This window comes from Bacteroides sp. AM16-24 (assembly GCF_003471885.1).
Lineage (GTDB): Bacteria > Bacteroidota > Bacteroidia > Bacteroidales > Bacteroidaceae > Bacteroides.
Window position 1 is genome coordinate 49,191 of record NZ_QRKI01000002.1, and the last position, 17,507, is coordinate 66,697.

General features: G+C 41.4%; 15 protein-coding genes. 10 read left to right on the forward strand and 5 right to left on the reverse strand.

Annotated features, from left to right (window positions below; genetic code table 11):
- The first annotated feature begins 30 nt into the window (after positions 1-30).
- From DW182_RS02610 to DW182_RS02625, 4 genes are all read left to right on the forward strand, one after another.
- Positions 31-456 (forward strand): amino acid-binding protein, encoded by a 426-nt coding sequence (locus DW182_RS02610; protein ID WP_007663046.1) that lies wholly within the window; start codon positions 31-33, stop codon positions 454-456.
- A 151-nt stretch (positions 457-607) separates the two neighbouring features.
- Complete coding sequence (locus DW182_RS02615) at positions 608-1,432, forward strand: outer membrane protein assembly factor BamD (protein WP_118294569.1); 825 nt, start codon at positions 608-610, stop codon at positions 1,430-1,432.
- A 17-nt stretch (positions 1,433-1,449) separates the two neighbouring features.
- Positions 1,450-1,785: a DNA-directed RNA polymerase subunit omega gene (locus tag DW182_RS02620; RefSeq protein ID WP_007663044.1), complete on the forward strand. Its 336-nt coding sequence runs from the start codon at positions 1,450-1,452 to the stop codon at positions 1,783-1,785.
- Between the two features lie 77 nt (positions 1,786-1,862).
- Complete coding sequence (locus DW182_RS02625; RefSeq protein ID WP_118294570.1) at positions 1,863-2,321, forward strand: DUF4293 domain-containing protein; 459 nt, start codon at positions 1,863-1,865, stop codon at positions 2,319-2,321.
- Between the two features lie 77 nt (positions 2,322-2,398).
- Here the strand turns inward: DW182_RS02625 and DW182_RS02630 are convergent, their stop codons facing one another.
- Both DW182_RS02630 and DW182_RS02635 read right to left on the reverse strand, forming a co-directional pair.
- Positions 2,399-3,079 carry a porin family protein gene (locus tag DW182_RS02630; protein WP_118294571.1) on the reverse strand — a complete coding sequence of 227 codons (681 nt, stop codon included), beginning with the start codon at positions 3,077-3,079 and terminating at the stop codon, positions 2,399-2,401.
- 27 nt (positions 3,080-3,106) lie between these two features.
- A complete protein-coding gene (locus DW182_RS02635) occupies positions 3,107-4,885 on the reverse strand; it encodes a LysM peptidoglycan-binding domain-containing protein (RefSeq protein ID WP_118294572.1) in 1,779 nt (592 codons plus the stop codon).
- A 98-nt stretch (positions 4,886-4,983) separates the two neighbouring features.
- Between DW182_RS02635 and DW182_RS02640 the strand changes: the two genes are divergently transcribed.
- The 4 genes from DW182_RS02640 to DW182_RS02655 all read left to right on the forward strand — a co-directional run bounded on the left by DW182_RS02640 (position 4,984) and on the right by DW182_RS02655 (position 10,744).
- Complete coding sequence (locus DW182_RS02640; RefSeq protein WP_233564066.1) at positions 4,984-5,775, forward strand: gliding motility-associated C-terminal domain-containing protein; 792 nt, start codon at positions 4,984-4,986, stop codon at positions 5,773-5,775.
- Positions 5,776-8,604, forward strand: a complete 2,829-nt coding sequence (uvrA, locus tag DW182_RS02645; RefSeq protein WP_118294574.1) for an excinuclease ABC subunit UvrA — start codon at positions 5,776-5,778, stop codon at positions 8,602-8,604. It begins immediately after the preceding gene.
- Positions 8,605-8,607: 3 nt separating this feature from the next.
- On the forward strand, positions 8,608-9,087 hold the full coding sequence (ybaK, locus tag DW182_RS02650) for a Cys-tRNA(Pro) deacylase (RefSeq protein ID WP_044270263.1): 480 nt from the start codon (positions 8,608-8,610) through the stop codon (positions 9,085-9,087).
- 94 nt (positions 9,088-9,181) lie between these two features.
- Positions 9,182-10,744: a peptide MFS transporter gene (locus DW182_RS02655; RefSeq protein WP_118294575.1), complete on the forward strand. Its 1,563-nt coding sequence runs from the start codon at positions 9,182-9,184 to the stop codon at positions 10,742-10,744.
- A gap of 76 nt (positions 10,745-10,820) precedes the next feature.
- On the opposite strand, the gene DW182_RS02660 is transcribed toward DW182_RS02655, so the two are convergent.
- On the reverse strand, positions 10,821-11,321 hold the full coding sequence (locus DW182_RS02660) for a GNAT family N-acetyltransferase (protein WP_118294576.1): 501 nt from the start codon (positions 11,319-11,321) through the stop codon (positions 10,821-10,823).
- Between the two features lie 246 nt (positions 11,322-11,567).
- Between DW182_RS02660 and DW182_RS02665 the strand changes: the two genes are divergently transcribed.
- Positions 11,568-11,894 carry a PadR family transcriptional regulator gene (locus DW182_RS02665; protein ID WP_007213892.1) on the forward strand — a complete coding sequence of 109 codons (327 nt, stop codon included), beginning with the start codon at positions 11,568-11,570 and terminating at the stop codon, positions 11,892-11,894.
- A gap of 52 nt (positions 11,895-11,946) precedes the next feature.
- Positions 11,947-13,068, forward strand: a complete 1,122-nt coding sequence (locus DW182_RS02670; RefSeq protein WP_118294577.1) for a PspC domain-containing protein — start codon at positions 11,947-11,949, stop codon at positions 13,066-13,068.
- Between the two features lie 341 nt (positions 13,069-13,409).
- Here the strand turns inward: DW182_RS02670 and DW182_RS02675 are convergent, their stop codons facing one another.
- Both DW182_RS02675 and DW182_RS02680 read right to left on the reverse strand, forming a co-directional pair.
- Positions 13,410-14,198: an N-acetylmuramoyl-L-alanine amidase-like domain-containing protein gene (locus DW182_RS02675; protein WP_118294578.1), complete on the reverse strand. Its 789-nt coding sequence runs from the start codon at positions 14,196-14,198 to the stop codon at positions 13,410-13,412.
- A gap of 88 nt (positions 14,199-14,286) precedes the next feature.
- On the reverse strand, positions 14,287-17,502 hold the full coding sequence (locus DW182_RS02680; RefSeq protein ID WP_118294579.1) for a glycoside hydrolase family 2 TIM barrel-domain containing protein: 3,216 nt from the start codon (positions 17,500-17,502) through the stop codon (positions 14,287-14,289).
- Between the last annotated feature and the right edge of the window lie 5 nt (positions 17,503-17,507).

Below are 17,507 nucleotides of genomic sequence, written 5' to 3' on the forward strand. Positions count from 1 at the left end.
ATTCATCATTCATCATTAATAATTAAGATCATGGTAGCAAAACAACTTTCTATTTTCCTTGAAAACAAGTCTGGCCGTCTGACCGAAGTGACTGAAGTGCTTGCGAAAGAAGGTGTCAATCTTTCCGCTCTCTGTATTGCCGAGAATGCTGATTTTGGTATTCTTCGTGGCATTGTATCTGAACCGGATAAGGCATATAAAGCTTTGAAAGATAATCATTTTGCAGTGAATGTAACGGATGTGGTAGGCATTAGTTGTCCCAATATTCCGGGATCATTGTCAAAGGTTCTGCGTTTCTTGTCCGATGAAGGTGTTTTCATCGAATACATGTATTCGTTTGCTAATGGTAACACTGCTAATGTTATCATCCGTCCCAATGACATGGAGAACTGCATCCGTGTGCTGACTGAAAAGAAAGTGGACCTGCTTGCAGCAAGTGATTTGTATAAATTATAATGACCGTTATTTTCGACCGTTCATTATTCCGTTTTGTCGTGAATAGACGGGCGTTTGTCGGTCAATGTCTGGTTTTTGAAAAATTAAGGTTCGTATCGTTGCTTTATTCGATGCGAACCTTTATCTTTGCACATTATTTGAAAAGCTAAGAATGAAGAAGAACATCTTAATAACTTTGCTTGCAGCAATATTGCTCTCCTCGTGTGGAGAGTACAATAAACTGTTAAAAAGCACCGACTATGAATATAAGTATGAGGCGGCAAAGAACTACTTCGCAAAAGGGCAGTACAACCGTGCTGCAACGTTGCTTAATGAGTTAATTGCTATCCTCAAGGGTACAGACAAAGCAGAGGAATCCCTCTACATGCTGGGTATGAGCTATTATAACCAGAAAGACTACCAAACGGCAGCTCAGAGTTTTATCCAATATTATAATGTATATCCTCGCGGTACGTTTGCTGAATTGGCACGTTTCCATGCAGGTAAGGCATTGTATCTGGATACTCCGGAACCTCGTCTCGACCAGTCTGGTACTTACAGTGCTATTCAGCAGTTGCAGATGTTCATGGAATACTTCCCGCAGAGTTCAAAGAAAGATGAAGCTCAGGATATGATATTCAAATTGCAGGATAAGTTGGTAATGAAAGAGTATCTTTCAGCCAGAATGTATTACAATTTGGGTAACTATTTGGGAAATAACTATCAGTCTTGTGTGATTACTGCACAAAATGCTTTGAAGGATTATCCTTATACGAATCTTCGCGAAGATCTGTCTATCCTTATTTTGCGTGCCAAATATGAAATGGCCATTTATAGTGTGGAAGATAAGAGAGCAGAGCGTTATCGTGAAACGGTGGATGAATATTATGCTTTCAAGAATGAGTTTCCTGAAAGTAAATATATGAAGGAGGCCGAGAAGATATTTAAGGATTCCGAGAAGATGTTGGATGGGGATAAGCAAACAGATATAGGATAATATTAATTTAGATATTTATGGATTATAAGAAGACAAATGCTCCTGGTACCACGGTTACCCGTGACATGATGGAGTTGTGTGCAGATACCGGTAACGTGTATGAAACCGTAGCTATTATAGGTAAGCGTGCAAATCAGATCAGTGTAGAGATCAAGAATGATCTTTCTAAGAAGCTGGCAGAGTTTGCTTCCTATAATGACAATCTGGAAGAAGTGTTCGAGAATCGGGAGCAGATTGAAATTTCACGCTACTATGAGAAGTTGCCGAAACCGACGTTGATTGCAACGCAAGAGTACGTTGAAGGTAAGATCTATTATCGTAACCCGGCTAAGGAAAAAGAAAAATTACAGTAAATGAAATTACTACGGAGGTGTGTTCAAGTAAATTTTGCTTGGACACACCTCTGTTGTTTTAATCAAGGAAAATAACAATGATACAACGTATTCAATCTATTTATTTATTAATAGTGACAGGTTTGCTAATAGCTACCATGTGTTTGCCTGTAGGACAGTTTATTGCTTCTGACGGAGTGACTGCATATATTTTTAAGCCGTTGGGGGTGACGCTGACGGAAGACACCTTTCAATCTACATGGGGGTTATTCGGAATTTTGTTTTTAAGTGCAGTCGTGGCATTTTGTACTATCTTTCTCTTCCGTAACCGAATGTTGCAGGTTCGTATGACGGTATTCAATAGTATTTTATTGATCGGATATTATGCAGCATTTTTTGTATTTATGTTTATGCTGAAAGATGATTTGGATGCAATGACTTTCCAATTAGGCTGGGCACTTTGCCTTCCTGCTATTTCTATCATTTTAAATTATCTGTCTTTCCGTGCTATCTATCGTGATGAGGTAATGGTGAAAGCGGCTGACCGATTGAGATAAAAGAGATCAAATAAAAAAAAGCGCCCCAGGACTTCTATATAAAAGTTCCGGGGCGCCTTCTTTTATCTATCTTAGAATTATTTTTTGAGATCGAACAGGTAAGTTATCTTAGCCACTATAGTACCATGTGCCGAACGTGAGAAATAGTCTTTCTTGGTACTCTTATAAAAGTCGGATAAGGCATAATAGTATCTTCCTTCTATGAGGAAATTTCCGGCTTTAGTACGTAGCTCCAGTCCTGCTCCTCCCGTAATACCATAATCGAATTTATTTTCCACATCCTTATCATGCTGTTCCGGAGTTGTAAAATTTTCCCATGCATCGTTTTTCTTTCTGGTATCGCTAATAAAGAAACCTATTTGTGGACCTGCATGGATAAAAAATTGTACTCCACGGTCTTTACCAAAAGCCAAATGTGCCAGAAGCGGAATTTCCACATAATTCATTGTACGTGTATATTCCAGTTCGGGGTGATCTTCATCAAATTCGCTCCAACCATGCTGTGAGAAATTTAATTCCACTTGTGCGCCGCAAATCATACTGAAATACTTTTCGGAGATATAGCGCATTGTCAGACCACCATTGATACCCATCAAGCTTTTTTGCCGGACAGTAGGAGAGAAGCTGACGCTATTGATATTGATACCGCCGTTAAAACCTACTGCTAAGTTATGGCGTTGTTCGCCTATCTGTGCATGGCCGGGCAAAGCCCATACGGTAAGTAGCAGGACGGATCCTATAATATTTTTTATCTTCATTGTCTTTGAGTTTAAAACCTTCTGTTATCAATCATAATCCAGTTTCACCAACTCATAATTTTTGGTGAAGCGTACAAAGAATACTTTCTTGTTGATAAAGCCACCCCAATTGTTTACACGTTGGAACTTGAATCCGGTTTGAATAGGTACCAGATCCATGAGTTGCATATTTTTCTCTAACTCAGATCCATAGCGTGACAAGCCTTTCAGAAAGAAATAACCGGTATCAAAGCCTAACATACCATATTTTGGGTAGCGTTCATCCATCTCTTTGCCATACCATCTGCGGTAATTCTTAGTGAAGCTGATAGCCGCAGGTAACAAATTGTTGGTATAGAATGATGAATAGAAGTAAGTATCCAGTTCAAAGAAGGTTTCCAAATGATCCTTGGTGTAAGTTTGCCATTCTGGATAACCGAACAAATGGATGTTACTTTCCGGATTTTCACGCACCAATAAGGTTAGTTGAGGAAGTATTTTTATCAGAGTCACATTGCTTCCCGATGTAGGGATGAATATATTTTCCCGGTCGGAGCGTAATACTGTTTTCAGGGATTCTACTGTTGCATCCTCTTTCAGGGATTTCATTGGAATGGAACGGTTTTTCAGTTCGTCTTTTAATCCTTTGATAAATTCAGCTTTATCTTTTGTGCCTGTACTGGCCTCTATGAAGATAACATTAGCATTGGGGAATTGGCGAACAAAGTGGTCGTATACTTCTGAGTAAAGATATGACTGAGGAGTATTAATCTGATAGATGGCGGGGTTGCGGAATACACTGTTGTCTTTTGATGAGAACGGTACCACGAGACGAATATCATTTTTCTGGGCGAAATCAGCCACTGGCTTGATTTGTTGTGGATATAACGGACCGAAAATAATATCCATATCCTTCATCTCCTTTTTGGAGAGGATTGGATTCAGAGAAGCACTCTCAGGACCGGAATTGTAAGCGTACAAATCAATGGAAACTCCACTGCGTTTCAAACTATCTACTGCCATGAGGAAGCCTTCATAATATTCTATCATACGGGCAGCCTCACTCTTGGAAACATCCAGGAAAGGAAGAATCAAGGCAGCTTTAATCGTACTGAAACGTTCTGTTGTTTTCTTATTTTCACTGAATAATTGGGTGTCACTGGGCACTACCTGTGGCTGGGTAGGCTTCTCTACTTGCGCAGTAGGATAAGGAATACAGAGGAAAGTACCTTTCTTTATTTTGTTTTCACCTTTCAATTCCGGGTTGGCTGCTATCAGTTCTGCTTCGGAAATACCATACTCACGACTGATACTGTAAACAGTTTCTTTCCGCTTAACTTTGTGCATATCCCGGCAACGAGATTGTACAGGTCCCTGAATTAAGGGAATTGCAGGCTCATTAACGGTTTCCGTAGTAATTATACCTGCTTCGCTGGCGGAAGGTATGCGTATTACCTGTCCGATGCGAAAATTCTCGGCACTCAGTCCGGGGTTGGCATCACAAATAGCTTTGGCGGATATACCATATTTAACGGTCAACCGATACAGGGTTTCGCCCTGGGCTATAGTATGGAAAGTTTCTGTCTGAGTATTGGCAGCGGTGCGTGGAATGCGTAAAGTGCGTCCTACAAATATTTTTTCATCGCTTCCTGGATTCAACTTCACGATGTCCGACTGTGTGACACCATACATACTGGATATGGAATAAAGGCTTTGCCCTTTTTCAATGGTATGCAGAAAATATGACTGGTTCTCTTGTGCAATTGCTCCGAGACTGCATGCACCGGCGAGCAGCAAGGAGCAGAAAATCCGGTTAATCGTTCTCATTCGATATCGTTGGTTTACGTTTACAATTTCCCAAAGTAGCCGCAAAGGTAAGGATTTTGCCTAAATTTAACGAAAGGAATGCGTTAAGAAATAATATTGTGCATTTTAAAACTGAAAAATCTTATGTATCCGCTGATATTCGCTGGGAAACCGTTATTTTTGCAGGTATTATGCGATGCGGATTGTTTTCATATATCGGTTGTGTGGCGATACTGTTGCTCGGGTATTTACCGGTGTGGGCTGACGGGGGAAGGATAGGACTCTTAGAAGTGTCTCCCGTGGCTATTTTGCTTTCCGAAAACGGAGCAGCTCCGGAAGGGAATGTTTCTATCTTTCCGGATGATACCTATACGGGTGCCGCTCCTCTTGAATTTCGTTTTATGTGGAGAGATGAAGACTCCGGGGAGTCGTCGGATGAGACTGCAAACTTTCGTTATGAATGGAACTTCTCTCGCGACGCAGCTTTCAATGATATTTTCCTGACGCGCTTTGATGCTGAAACTATTTATAGTTTTCAGGAATCCGGTATGTTTTATGTCCGTCTGACTATGACGGATATTGAGACGGAAGAAACGAATACTTCTGGCACTTTTATGATTCGTATTACTGAATCGGAACTTAAAGTACCGAATGCTTTTTCACCTAATGGCGACGGAGTGAATGATGTGTTCCGTGTAAAGCATAAGTCGCTGGTTCGCTTCAATGCGTATGTTTTCAATCGTTGGGGACAGGAACTTTACCGCTGGGGATTACAGAATATTGATGCAGGATGGGATGGTACTGCGCATGGAAAGAATGTTCCCGAAGGTGTTTATTTTATAGTGGTAGAAGCGGAGGGAGCAGATGGAGTTAATTATAAGATTAAAAGTGATATTAATATGTTAAGATAAATGACAGAAGAAACAGAATACATCAATGTATATGGTGCGCGCGTGCACAATCTAAAAAATATCGATGCGGAAATTCCCCGTAACAGTCTTACCGTTATTACGGGACTAAGCGGAAGCGGCAAGTCGTCGTTGGCATTCGACACGATTTTTGCCGAAGGACAGCGTCGGTATATCGAAACATTTTCTGCGTATGCCCGCAATTTCCTGGGAAATCTGGAGCGTCCCGATGTCGATAAGATTACGGGATTGAGTCCGGTTATTTCTATTGAACAAAAAACGACGAATAAGAATCCCCGCTCTACAGTCGGCACTACAACGGAAATTTATGATTATTTACGTTTGCTTTATGCACGTGCCGGTATAGCCTATTCTTATCTTTCGGGTGAAAGAATGGTGAAATACACTGAAGAGCAAATTCTTGATTTAATTCTGAATGATTATAAAGGCAAGAAAATTTATATTCTGGCTCCATTAGTTCGTACTCGTAAGGGACATTATAAGGAACTGTTCGAACAGGTGCGTAAGAAAGGTTATCTCTATGTTCGTGTAGACGGTGAAATCAAGGAGGCATTGCCCGGTATGAAGTTGGACCGCTATAAGAATCATGATATAGAAGTAGTTATTGATAAGCTGGTTGTGACGGATAAAGATGACGTTCGTCTGAAAAACAGTGTGGCTACCGCGATGCAGCAAGGTGACGGCTTGTTGATGATACTTGATTTGCAATCCGAAAATGTTCGTCACTATAGTAAGCGGTTAATGTGTCCTGTTACCGGGTTGTCCTACCGTGAGCCGGCACCCCACAATTTTTCATTCAACTCTCCGCAAGGTGCTTGCCCTAAATGTAAGGGATTGGGAGTTGTGAATCAGATTGATGTGGAAAAAGTGATTCCCGATCGGGAACTTTCTATATACGAAGGAGCTGTCATTCCATTAGGTAAGTACAAGAATAGCATGATTTTCTGGCAGATTGCCGCTTTATTGGAGAAATATGAAGCTACCTTAAAAACTCCTGTTAAGGAATTGCCGGATGAAGCCATTGATGAAATCCTCTACGGTTCGGATGAACGTATTAAGATTAAAAGCTCTCTTATCGGTACTTCTTCCGATTACTTTGTAACGTTTGAGGGGGTGGTGAAGTATATTCAGATGTTACAGGAAAAAGATGCTTCTGCTACTGCACAAAAGTGGGCGGAGCAATTTGCTAAAACTACTGTATGTCCTGAATGTAAAGGGGCAAGATTGAATAAAGAAGCTCTTCATTTCCGTATCCATGATAAGAATATCTATGAACTGTCTTGTATGGATATCAATGAGCTTTATGACTGGCTGATGAATGTCGATCAGTATCTGGATAATAAGCAGAAACAAATTGCTGTTGAGATATTGAAAGAAATCCGTACCCGTCTGAAATTCCTGTTGGATGTGGGACTGGATTACCTTGCCCTTGACCGTGGTTCTGTAACTCTTTCTGGTGGTGAGAGTCAGCGTATTCGTTTGGCTACTCAAATCGGTTCGCAATTGGTGAATGTACTTTATATTCTTGATGAGCCGAGTATTGGCTTGCATCAGCGGGATAACCAGCGGCTAATTCATTCTCTGAAAGAGCTGAGGGATATCGGTAACTCCGTCATTGTTGTGGAGCATGATAAGGATATGATGATGGCTGCTGATTATGTGATTGATATGGGGCCGAAAGCCGGACGCTTGGGTGGTGAGGTTGTTTTTGCAGGAACTCCCAAGGAAATGTTGGAGACGCATACGTTGACATCACAATATCTTAATGGGGAACGTGAGATAGAAATACCCCAAAAACGTCGTGAAGGTAATGGGCATAGCCTTTGGCTGCGTGGTGCACGGGGGAATAACCTGAAAGGGGTAGATGTGGAATTTCCTCTTGGTAAGTTGATCTGTGTCACTGGTGTATCCGGCAGCGGAAAATCTACGCTGATCAACGAAACATTGCAACCTATTCTTTCGCAGAAGTTCTATCGCTCGCTTCAGGATCCTCTGAAATACGATAGTATTGAAGGATTGGAAAACATCGATAAGGTGGTAAATGTGGATCAGTCTCCGTTGGGGCGTACACCGCGTTCTAATCCAGCCACTTATACGGGAGTCTTTTCTGATATTCGTAATTTGTTTGTAGGATTACCGGAAGCCAAGATACGCGGTTATAAACCGGGGCGCTTCTCTTTTAATGTGAGTGGCGGACGTTGTGAAGCGTGCCAGGGAAATGGTTACAAAACAATTGAAATGAACTTCCTGCCCGATGTATATGTACCCTGTGAAGTCTGTCATGGCAAACGCTATAATCGTGAGACATTGGAAGTGCGCTTCAAGGGAAAATCTATTGCTGATGTACTGGATATGACCATTAACCGTGCGGTGGAGTTCTTTGAAAATGTGCCACAGATTTTGAATAAGATTAAGGTAATACAGGAAGTCGGTCTGGGATATATAAAGTTGGGACAATCTTCCACCACCCTTTCCGGTGGTGAAAGCCAACGTGTGAAATTGGCTACGGAACTTTCCAAGCGAGATACGGGGAAAACCCTTTATATTCTGGATGAGCCTACTACCGGACTTCATTTCGAAGACATTCGCGTACTGATGAATGTGCTTAATAAATTGGTGGACAAAGGTAACACAGTGATTGTCATCGAGCATAATCTGGATGTTATCAAGATGGCTGATTATATCATCGATATGGGACCTGATGGTGGTAAGGGTGGGGGGCAACTCCTCAGTTGCGGCACACCGGAAGAAGTGGCCAAGAGTAAGAAGGGATATACCCCTAAGTTTTTGCGAGAAGAATTAAAAGGATAAATTATGAAAATCAATAAGACGAATGCGGCGAGGCTTTTGGATAAAGCCAAAATACCATACGAACTCATTCCCTATGAGGTGGATGAAAACGATTTAAGCGCTATTCATGTGGCTGATAGTTTGGGGGAGAATATCGAACAGGTATTCAAAACCCTTGTCCTGCATGGCGATAAGAATGGCTATTTCGTATGTGTCATCCCCGGTGAGCATGAGGTAGATTTAAAATTGGCGGCTAAAGCTTCCGGTAATAAGAAGTGTGATCTTATTCCGATGAAAGAATTACTTCCTTTGACGGGATATATTCGTGGTGGATGTACTCCTATCGGTATGAAGAAACCTTTCCCTACATACATTCATGAATCTTGTCTCAATTATCCTTATATCTACATAAGTGCGGGTCAGCGTGGCCTGCAACTTAAACTTGATCCAAATGATTTAATTAAGGAGGTTCATGCTGAAGTTTGCATCCTTTTTCATGACTAATTTCACTTTTTTACAGGTTATTTCAGCAAAATGTATATATTTGCATTTAATAAACGAAAATCAATCTAATTACTAATTTAAAAAACTTATATCTATGTTCAAGAATCATCCTAAAGGTCTGTTGGCAGCTGCTATCTCCAATATGGGCGAAAGGTTCGGCTACTACATCATGAATGCCGTACTGGTACTGTTCCTCTGCTCCAAATTCGGCCTGAGTGACGAAACCAGTTCCATTATCTACTCAGTCTTTTATTGTGGTATCTATGTACTGAGTTTGGTAGGCGGTATTATTGCCGATAGGACGCAAAACTATAAAGGAACAATCATGTCAGGATTGATAGTGATGTCATTGGGTTATGTCATTCTATCTATTCCTGTACTGTCCACTGCTGAAAATATTGGTTGGTTGCTTCCTTTGACTTGTGTCTCTTTGTTTTTCATTGCTTTCGGTAACGGACTTTTTAAAGGAAACTTACAGGCTATCGTAGGCCAGATGTACGACAACCTTGAGAAAGAAGCTGAGAAAAAAGGACCTGAAGCCTTGAAGCTGGCTAAGAGCCGTCGTGATTCCGGCTTTCAGATATTCTATGTATTTATCAATATTGGTGGGTTGATTGCACCTTTTGTTGCTCCCCTGCTCAGAGAATGGTGGCTGAAGGTTCATAGCATGATGTACAACGCTGATCTGCCTGCATTGTGCCATCAATATATTAAGGAAGGTGGCAATATGGCTTCTGATAATCTCTCTAACCTAAATGAACTGGTTGTCAAAGTAGGAGGCACGGTAACAACTGATTTGAGCGTTTTCTGTACTCAGTATCTTGACGTATTTAATACAGGTATCCACTATTCATTCATAGCTTCGGTAGTAGCTATGCTTATTTCTCTTTTCATTTTCATTGCGTGTCGGAAGGTATTCCCTACACCGGGCAAGAAGGAAAAACTGGAATCGGTAACTTATACACCTGCCGAGAAGGCAGCCATGGCAAAAGAGATAAAGCAACGTTTATATGCACTGTTTGCTGTATTAGGTATTGTGATTTTCTTCTGGTTCTCATTCCACCAGAACGGACAGTCGCTTTCACTTTTTGCCCGCGATTTTGTAGTAACCGATAGCATTGCGCCCGAAATTTGGCAGGCTGTGAATCCATTCTTTGTGATAGTACTTACTCCGCTCATCATGCTCTTCTTTGGTGCGCTTTCCCGTCGTGGTCAGCAAATTTCTACTCCTAAGAAGATTGCCATTGGTATGGGTATTGCAGGACTTGCCTTCTTATTCCTTACTATTTATTCGGCAATGCAAGGTTATCCTTCAGGCACTGAGTTTAAGGCGATGGCTGACTCTGCCAAAGCAGGGTTGAAGGCTGGTCCGTGGGTGCTGATTGTGGTTTATTTCTTCTTGACTGTAGCTGAGCTTTTTATTTCTCCGCTTGGTCTTTCATTTGTTTCTAAGGTAGCTCCCAAACATATTCAGGGTTTGTGCCAAGGCTTGTGGCTTGGTGCAACAGCGATAGGAAATCTTTTCTTATTCCTTGGTCCTATGATGTATAACAAGATTCCTATCTGGCAGTGTTGGACTGTATTCTTTGTTATTTGTCTTGTGTCAATGGGTGTTATGTTTGCCATGGTAAAATGGTTGGAACGAGTAACGGAATAATTGGAAATAAAGAATTATCAATTAAAAATTAAAGGCTGCGCAAGGTTCTCTTTTTGAACTGCGCAGCCTTTAATTTTTAATTGATCTCCAGCCCCATTATAAAGTCATTCATATAATATCCGTTCCCTATCGGAAAATCCCCTTCCCTCAATTTTCTCATCCCCATGCGTTCATAGAAATTCAGCGCTTTGTTGTTGCGGTTTACATTTAATTCCATCAGGCATGGACCGGGATGTACTTCCTTGATATATTTGACGGCTTCATGGAATAAGAAGCTACCGCAATGTGATCCTTGAAAGGAGGGGAGTACATATATTTTCTGTAAATGGAAGAGATCTTCACCTTGTTGTTGCACAGATACATAACCACACACTTCGTTGTCCTTGTATCCAATGAAATATACATGTCCTTCTTCTTCCATTTGCTTGCGGATGTTCTTTATGGAGTACATCCATTCCATCATGTAATCGTTTTGTTCCGGTGAAAGTATGTCCTTGTAAGTCTCCGGAAATATCTGCCATGCAAGTTTGTGAATCAACTCACAATCGGCTGTAGTTGCTTTTCTGATAGTTAACATAGTTCGTTGTATTTATATCTTTTCCGCAAAGATACATTTTTCTCTTATATGTTATTCTTTCCCTTGGTGCTTTATTAATAAGGTGTGAATAGATAATAGTGTTAATTAAATGAAATACAAGGTACTTTGTATTGCATAGTACTAAGATAATACATATATTTGTGTCATACAAAGAAAAGCTCTATTTCAATCAGTTGCTATCTTCGCTGTAAAATAGAAAATTGTCGAATCGTAAACCAATAAGAGATGGACGTAAATAATGTAAAGTCGCAAATGCGTAAGGGCATGTTAGAGTATTGCATCATGCTACTGCTTCATAAAGAACCGGCCTACGCTTCGGATATTATCCAGAAACTTAAAGAAGCTAAGCTGATCGTAGTGGAAGGAACGCTTTACCCCCTGCTCACTCGTCTGAAGAATGACGATCTATTAAGTTACGAATGGATAGAGTCCACACAAGGACCGCCACGTAAATATTACAAGCTCACCCCAAAAGGGGAAGTTTTTCTTGGAGAGTTGGAAATCTCCTGGCGTGAGTTGAATGAAACAGTGAATCATATAGCCAACTATTAGATTCAGGATATTAAAAACCTCGTATCAGTATAAATTTAAAAAACAAATAGCAATGAAAAAGACATTAACGGTAAATTTGGGCGGAACTGTTTTCCACATTGATGAAGACGCCTATCGCCTTTTGGATAACTATCTATGCAATCTGAAACTGCACTTTAGAAGACAAGCTGGTGCTGACGAGATTGTAAATGACATCGAACTTCGCATCTCTGAACTTTTTTCAGAGAAGCTGACTGCTGGCTCTCAGGTGATCACTATAACCGATGTAGAAGAAGTAATCAATCGTATGGGGAAACCTGAAGAGATGGAAACTGGTACGGAAGAGAATACTGCTTCCGGTTCCGGAAATACGAAGGGTGCCTCCGGTGAAGGTTATGGTTCCGGTTCCTGGAATGGTGATACTGATTCTTCATATACTTCTGCCCGTCATCGTTTGTATCGCAATCCGGACGATAAAATGCTGGGTGGCGTGATAGGGGGACTTAGTGTTTATTTGGGTTGGGATTCCACCTGGTTCCGTTTGGCTCTTGTTTTTTGCGCAATCTTTGGTTTCAAGTTCTTGATCCCTATTTATATCATTTGCTGGATAGTGATTCCCGAAGCTCGTACGGCGGCTGAAAAGTTGAATATGCGCGGCGAAGCTGTTACGGTAGAGAATATTGGAAAGACTGTAACTGATGGTTTTGAGAGAGTTACCAATAATGTAAACGATTATATGAAGTCTGATAAACCTCGTACTTCTATGCAAAGGACTGGTGATACATTATTAATGATTGTCGGTTGGTTCCTGAAGATTTGTCTGGTTATTGTGGCTATCATTTGCAGCCCGGTACTGTTTGTTTTCGGTATTGTATTTGTAGCTTTGCTCTTTGCCGCTATTGCAGTTGCTATTGGTGGTGGTGCGGCGTTGATGTCTTGGTTCCCGGCTATTGATTTTGTATTACCTACATCTCCTTTGTCAGCCATCGTACTATATATTGCAGGTATCCTCGTAGTGGGTATTCCTCTGGTTAGCCTTGTTTTCGCAATCTTTCGTCCGGTATTCAATTGGCAACCTATGGTTTCCGGGTTGAAGTGGACATTGCTTATTCTTTGGATTGTTAGTGCTACCATCTTCTTTATCTGCTATACCATGCAAGGATTTACATTCCCGGAATTGCTGATGCGAGGGTAACAGATTGTTATTTTAGTTTTTCTGGGGGCTTGGAGATATTTTAAAGAATATCTCCAAGCTATTTTTAATTAACCATGTGGATCAGGAGTTGAATCCTGTTCATTATTTATCGGATATGAACAAAATGTGATAAGGTGGTAGGGTGATAAAGTGATAACGGGATAACACTCTGTAATATATAGCGCAGCCACTTTATCCACCCTGTTACCTTACCGCCTTACCACTCCTTTATTCCTTCTGCACCGATTAAATTCAACTCCAGATTCGCATTAGCCATAAATATAAAATGCGGAAGTTTCATTAATTGAAGCTTCCGCATTTATTTTGCTAATATTTAAAGTTTATTTCTTCATTCTTAGTACTCTAATTCCCGTCCAATTTTTGTTTTTCTGTAACATCTGCCCCAAGGTCACTTTAGAAATAACCACTTTCTTCTCTTTGGAAGAAGCATGCAGCAGACTTAGTTTGCCGTTTACATAGAAAGCAATACCCATATGAGCTACATCCAATCCCGGGGTATTTGTAGTGATAGCAATGATGTCACCATTCTTTATCCAAGGCAGACCGTCGAATGGTAGTTTATCTTTGGGGACATAATGAAATTCCTGACCATTCAATGACTTTTCTATTTCTTTCATCTTTGTTACGTTCCCCGGAGAGTTACTTAACTGCTTGTACAGTTCTGGATGAGAAGACATGTAGGAAAGAGAAACTTGCTGTATATAAGGACTGTTAGCCGTTGTTACGTCTTCCAAGAAACCGTTACGAACACCATTGTTTACCCAATCTGCAATGTAGTGCAGGCGGGAAGTATAACCGTTTATCTTTCCGTCACGATAGCGGATCATCTGAAGTTTATCAGCGAAATCACCTTCGGCTATCTGACCGTCTTCGGTAGGAGAGAGGGCCATAGCAAGAGTATATTCTACGAAAGTAGTACAATCTACTTCATCACAATTGATGATAAGCTCTTCTTCGCCATCAGTCGCTTCCAGTGTATGTGCCACGTAAGGAATATCCAGAAAATTTATTCCATTATTCAGCATGGCGTTGTTTTTTTCATCAGTCTGAGCACTGACAGTAGCTACACAAAGCGCACTGAACAGGAGGGTAGTAATCATTGTTTTCATTGTTCTTTCGTTTATTAATATAAATAAAAAAGGATGTCGCAAAAGTACGACATCCTTTTCATTAATCCTTAATTTGGACAGATTAAATTTAATATTGATAGATTAAATTTTTGTAATCCGCCTTTTTGTCAAATGGTACGATGGAGAAACCATATTCAATGGCATTTTCTACACCGGGCCGAATCAGATACGGTTCGTGTGCTATAGCTCCCCAACTATTATCACCACCTACACCCATCATACGATAGTCGATAAACATATCTACCTGTTTCACGGGTTGTGGGTCGGTGAGATGACGATGATTTGTTTCGTTGGTACGTGGGGCACCATTGTCGATGGTTTCGCCGCTATCCAGACTTCCAAGCAGATAGTTGGAAGCATTCAGTTCAAACGTACGGTCGGCAATGAAGAGCAAACCGGCTTTTTGCTTAGTGGTGAGCGCACACCAATAAATATCCGTACGATGCTCGTTTTCTTGCGGACGGATGTACGGTTCGTACAAGTCCTTTATCGGAGTAGTATATTCTCCGATAAACTGCGAAGTGCGACGATCACGGTAGTTTTCTTCCGGACCACGACCATAGTAAGTAAGGTCGTTTAATATTTCCGATAATTGCATACGCAAACCTACACGGGGTATCATCGGAGTTTCCGTACCTTCGGCTACAAAGCGATTATCCACTTTGATAATGCCATTGGCAAAGACTTTATAGGTAATTTCCCACTGTGCATCTACCTGCGTAAAACGATATGTAACCTTTACAATAGACTTGCCGCCATCTTTAGAAACATTGAACGATTCTGCCTTAGGTGCCTGGTAACTGGCCTCGCGCCATGCTTTCAGGCGAGTGGGAAGTTTTGCTCCATAATCATTATCAGTAGGTGCACGCCAGAAGAAAGGTTGCGGACCTTGACCGTTATGGATATACTCTTGTTTCTTATAGATATAAGAGGTCAGCAAGCCGCTCTGTTTTTCAAATGTAGCCTTGAAATCATCACCGCTGAAAACAACCTGTGAAAAGACTTCATCTACTTTAGCGGGATTCATGCGTACCACTTCTTTCTTAAAGAACGGATGAACATAAGTTTGTTCACGTGCGATTACCGTACCAACCGGTAAGAAAGGTTCTGCATTACGTATGGTTGCATAGAACTCGATGCGTACATCTCCCGTAGTATTCTTTTCTTTAGGAATACCTTGCAGGAATGCACTGGTAGCTGTCTTACCCGGAGCAGCATTGATATTATCCATCTGACCTTTATAAATTTCTTTTCCATGATCGCGAACGACATAATGGAAATCATATTTATTCAGATCAGTAAATGAGAAGTCATTGCGTATCTGCACCGTGCAGGTTTGCGGATCGAACTTAATGAATTTTATGTTCTGATAAACCTTACCCATTTCAATAGTCTGGGGCTTTATACTGCGGTCGGGATAAACTACACCATTGATGCAGAAGTTGCCATCGGAAGGAGTTCCGGTATCGCCATAGTCACCACCATAATTCCAATATTTGCGTCCGTCACTGGTTTTGGCGGCAAAGCCTTGATCTACCCAGTCCCAGATGCAACCACCCTGTAATATCGGATATTTCTCAATCACATCCCAATAATCCTGGAAGTTGCCAAGACTGTTACCCATAGCATGAGCATATTCACACAGGATAAGCGGACGAGTCATTTCCTTATTCTGGGCATACTTTTCAATAGATTGGGGAGAAGAGTACATTGGACAATAAATATCCGTATTCCATTCTAATCCGGCACGTTCGTACTGGATAGGACGGCTATCGAGCATCTTCAGACTATTATAGGTAACGTAGAAGTTCAGTCCGTTTCCAGCTTCATTACCCAGTGACCAGATGATTACAGATGGATGATTCTTATCACGTTCGTACATATTCATGGTACGGTCGAGGTGAGCATTCATGAATAACGGATTGTTACCTAAAGTACCACCTACATTGAGATTATAACCCATACCGTGGCTTTCAATATTTGCTTCATCAATTACGTATATACCATATTGGTCGCAAAGTTCGTAGAAACGTTCCTGTTGCGGGTAGTGGCAAGTACGTACGGTGTTCACATTATATTTTTTCCAGAGTTCGAAATCCTTGATCATAAGATCTTCCGGAACGTAATGTCCTGTGTATTCATTATGCTCATGTACATTCACACCTTTCACAAGGATAGGCACGCCATTCACAAGCAGTTGCTTATCCTTAATCTCTATCGTGCGGAAACCTACCTTGCAACTGGTGGCTTCTATTATTTCGCCATTGGTGCGCTTCAGGCTGATGACGAGTGTATAAAGATTAGGTGTTTCAGCTGTCCAATGCTTTACACCACGGAGGGTTTTCTTCGTGAATTCTACTTCGGTCTGATCACCTTCCACACGGGTAGAGGACTGGGTTACTTGCTGATCCTGGTCATCGAGTAAACGATAGGAAACTACATAAGGAGACTTTATATCACTTTCGTTCGTAAGCTTCACTTTCAGTTGCAGGATACCGTCCTTGTAATAAGTATCCAACGGAGTCTCTACCTTGAAATCTGCAATATGAATTTTGGGCGTGGCATAGAGATAGATATCGCGCTCTATGCCGCTGATGCGCCAGAAGTCCTGACATTCCAGATAATTGGCATCCGAGAAACGGTGTACCTGAATGGCAATCATATTCTTACCTTTTTTGATCATGGCGGTAACGTTGAAGCGGGCAGGAGTTTTGGCATCCTTGCTCATACCTACAAACTTGCCATTCATGTAATAGAAAGCAGCACCGCGTACACCGTCCGCACTGAGGAAGATTTCTTTTCCATCCCAGTCATTACCTACAACGAAATCACGGCGATATGTTCCTGTCGGATTCCAGTCTTTGGGTACATAAGGCGGATTAGGCTTGTCCCAATAAGGTTCGTAACCCTTAGAACAGAACTCGTAAGGCTGGTTGACGTAGATCGGAGTACCGAAGCCCTGCAGCTCCCAGTTACCCGGCACATTGATGTCCGGCCAACGGTTCACATCAGTACGCACATTCATGAAGTCTGTGGGACGGTCGGCAAAGTTTTCCACATAGTTGAACTTCCATTTCCCGTTGAGGGATAGGCGGCTGGCTCCGTTCGTCCGGTCATTGACGATAGCATCTTCTTCGGTGGCATAAGAAGTAAATGTACTTCGGGGAGCCTCTTTGTTGATACTGGTCAACTTCGGATTGGTCAACTGGTCGTAACGGTCTTCCTGTGCCTGAAGGGCGAGGGGTAGTAATACGAGACAGGTGATAAAAGTCAATTTTTTCATGAGTT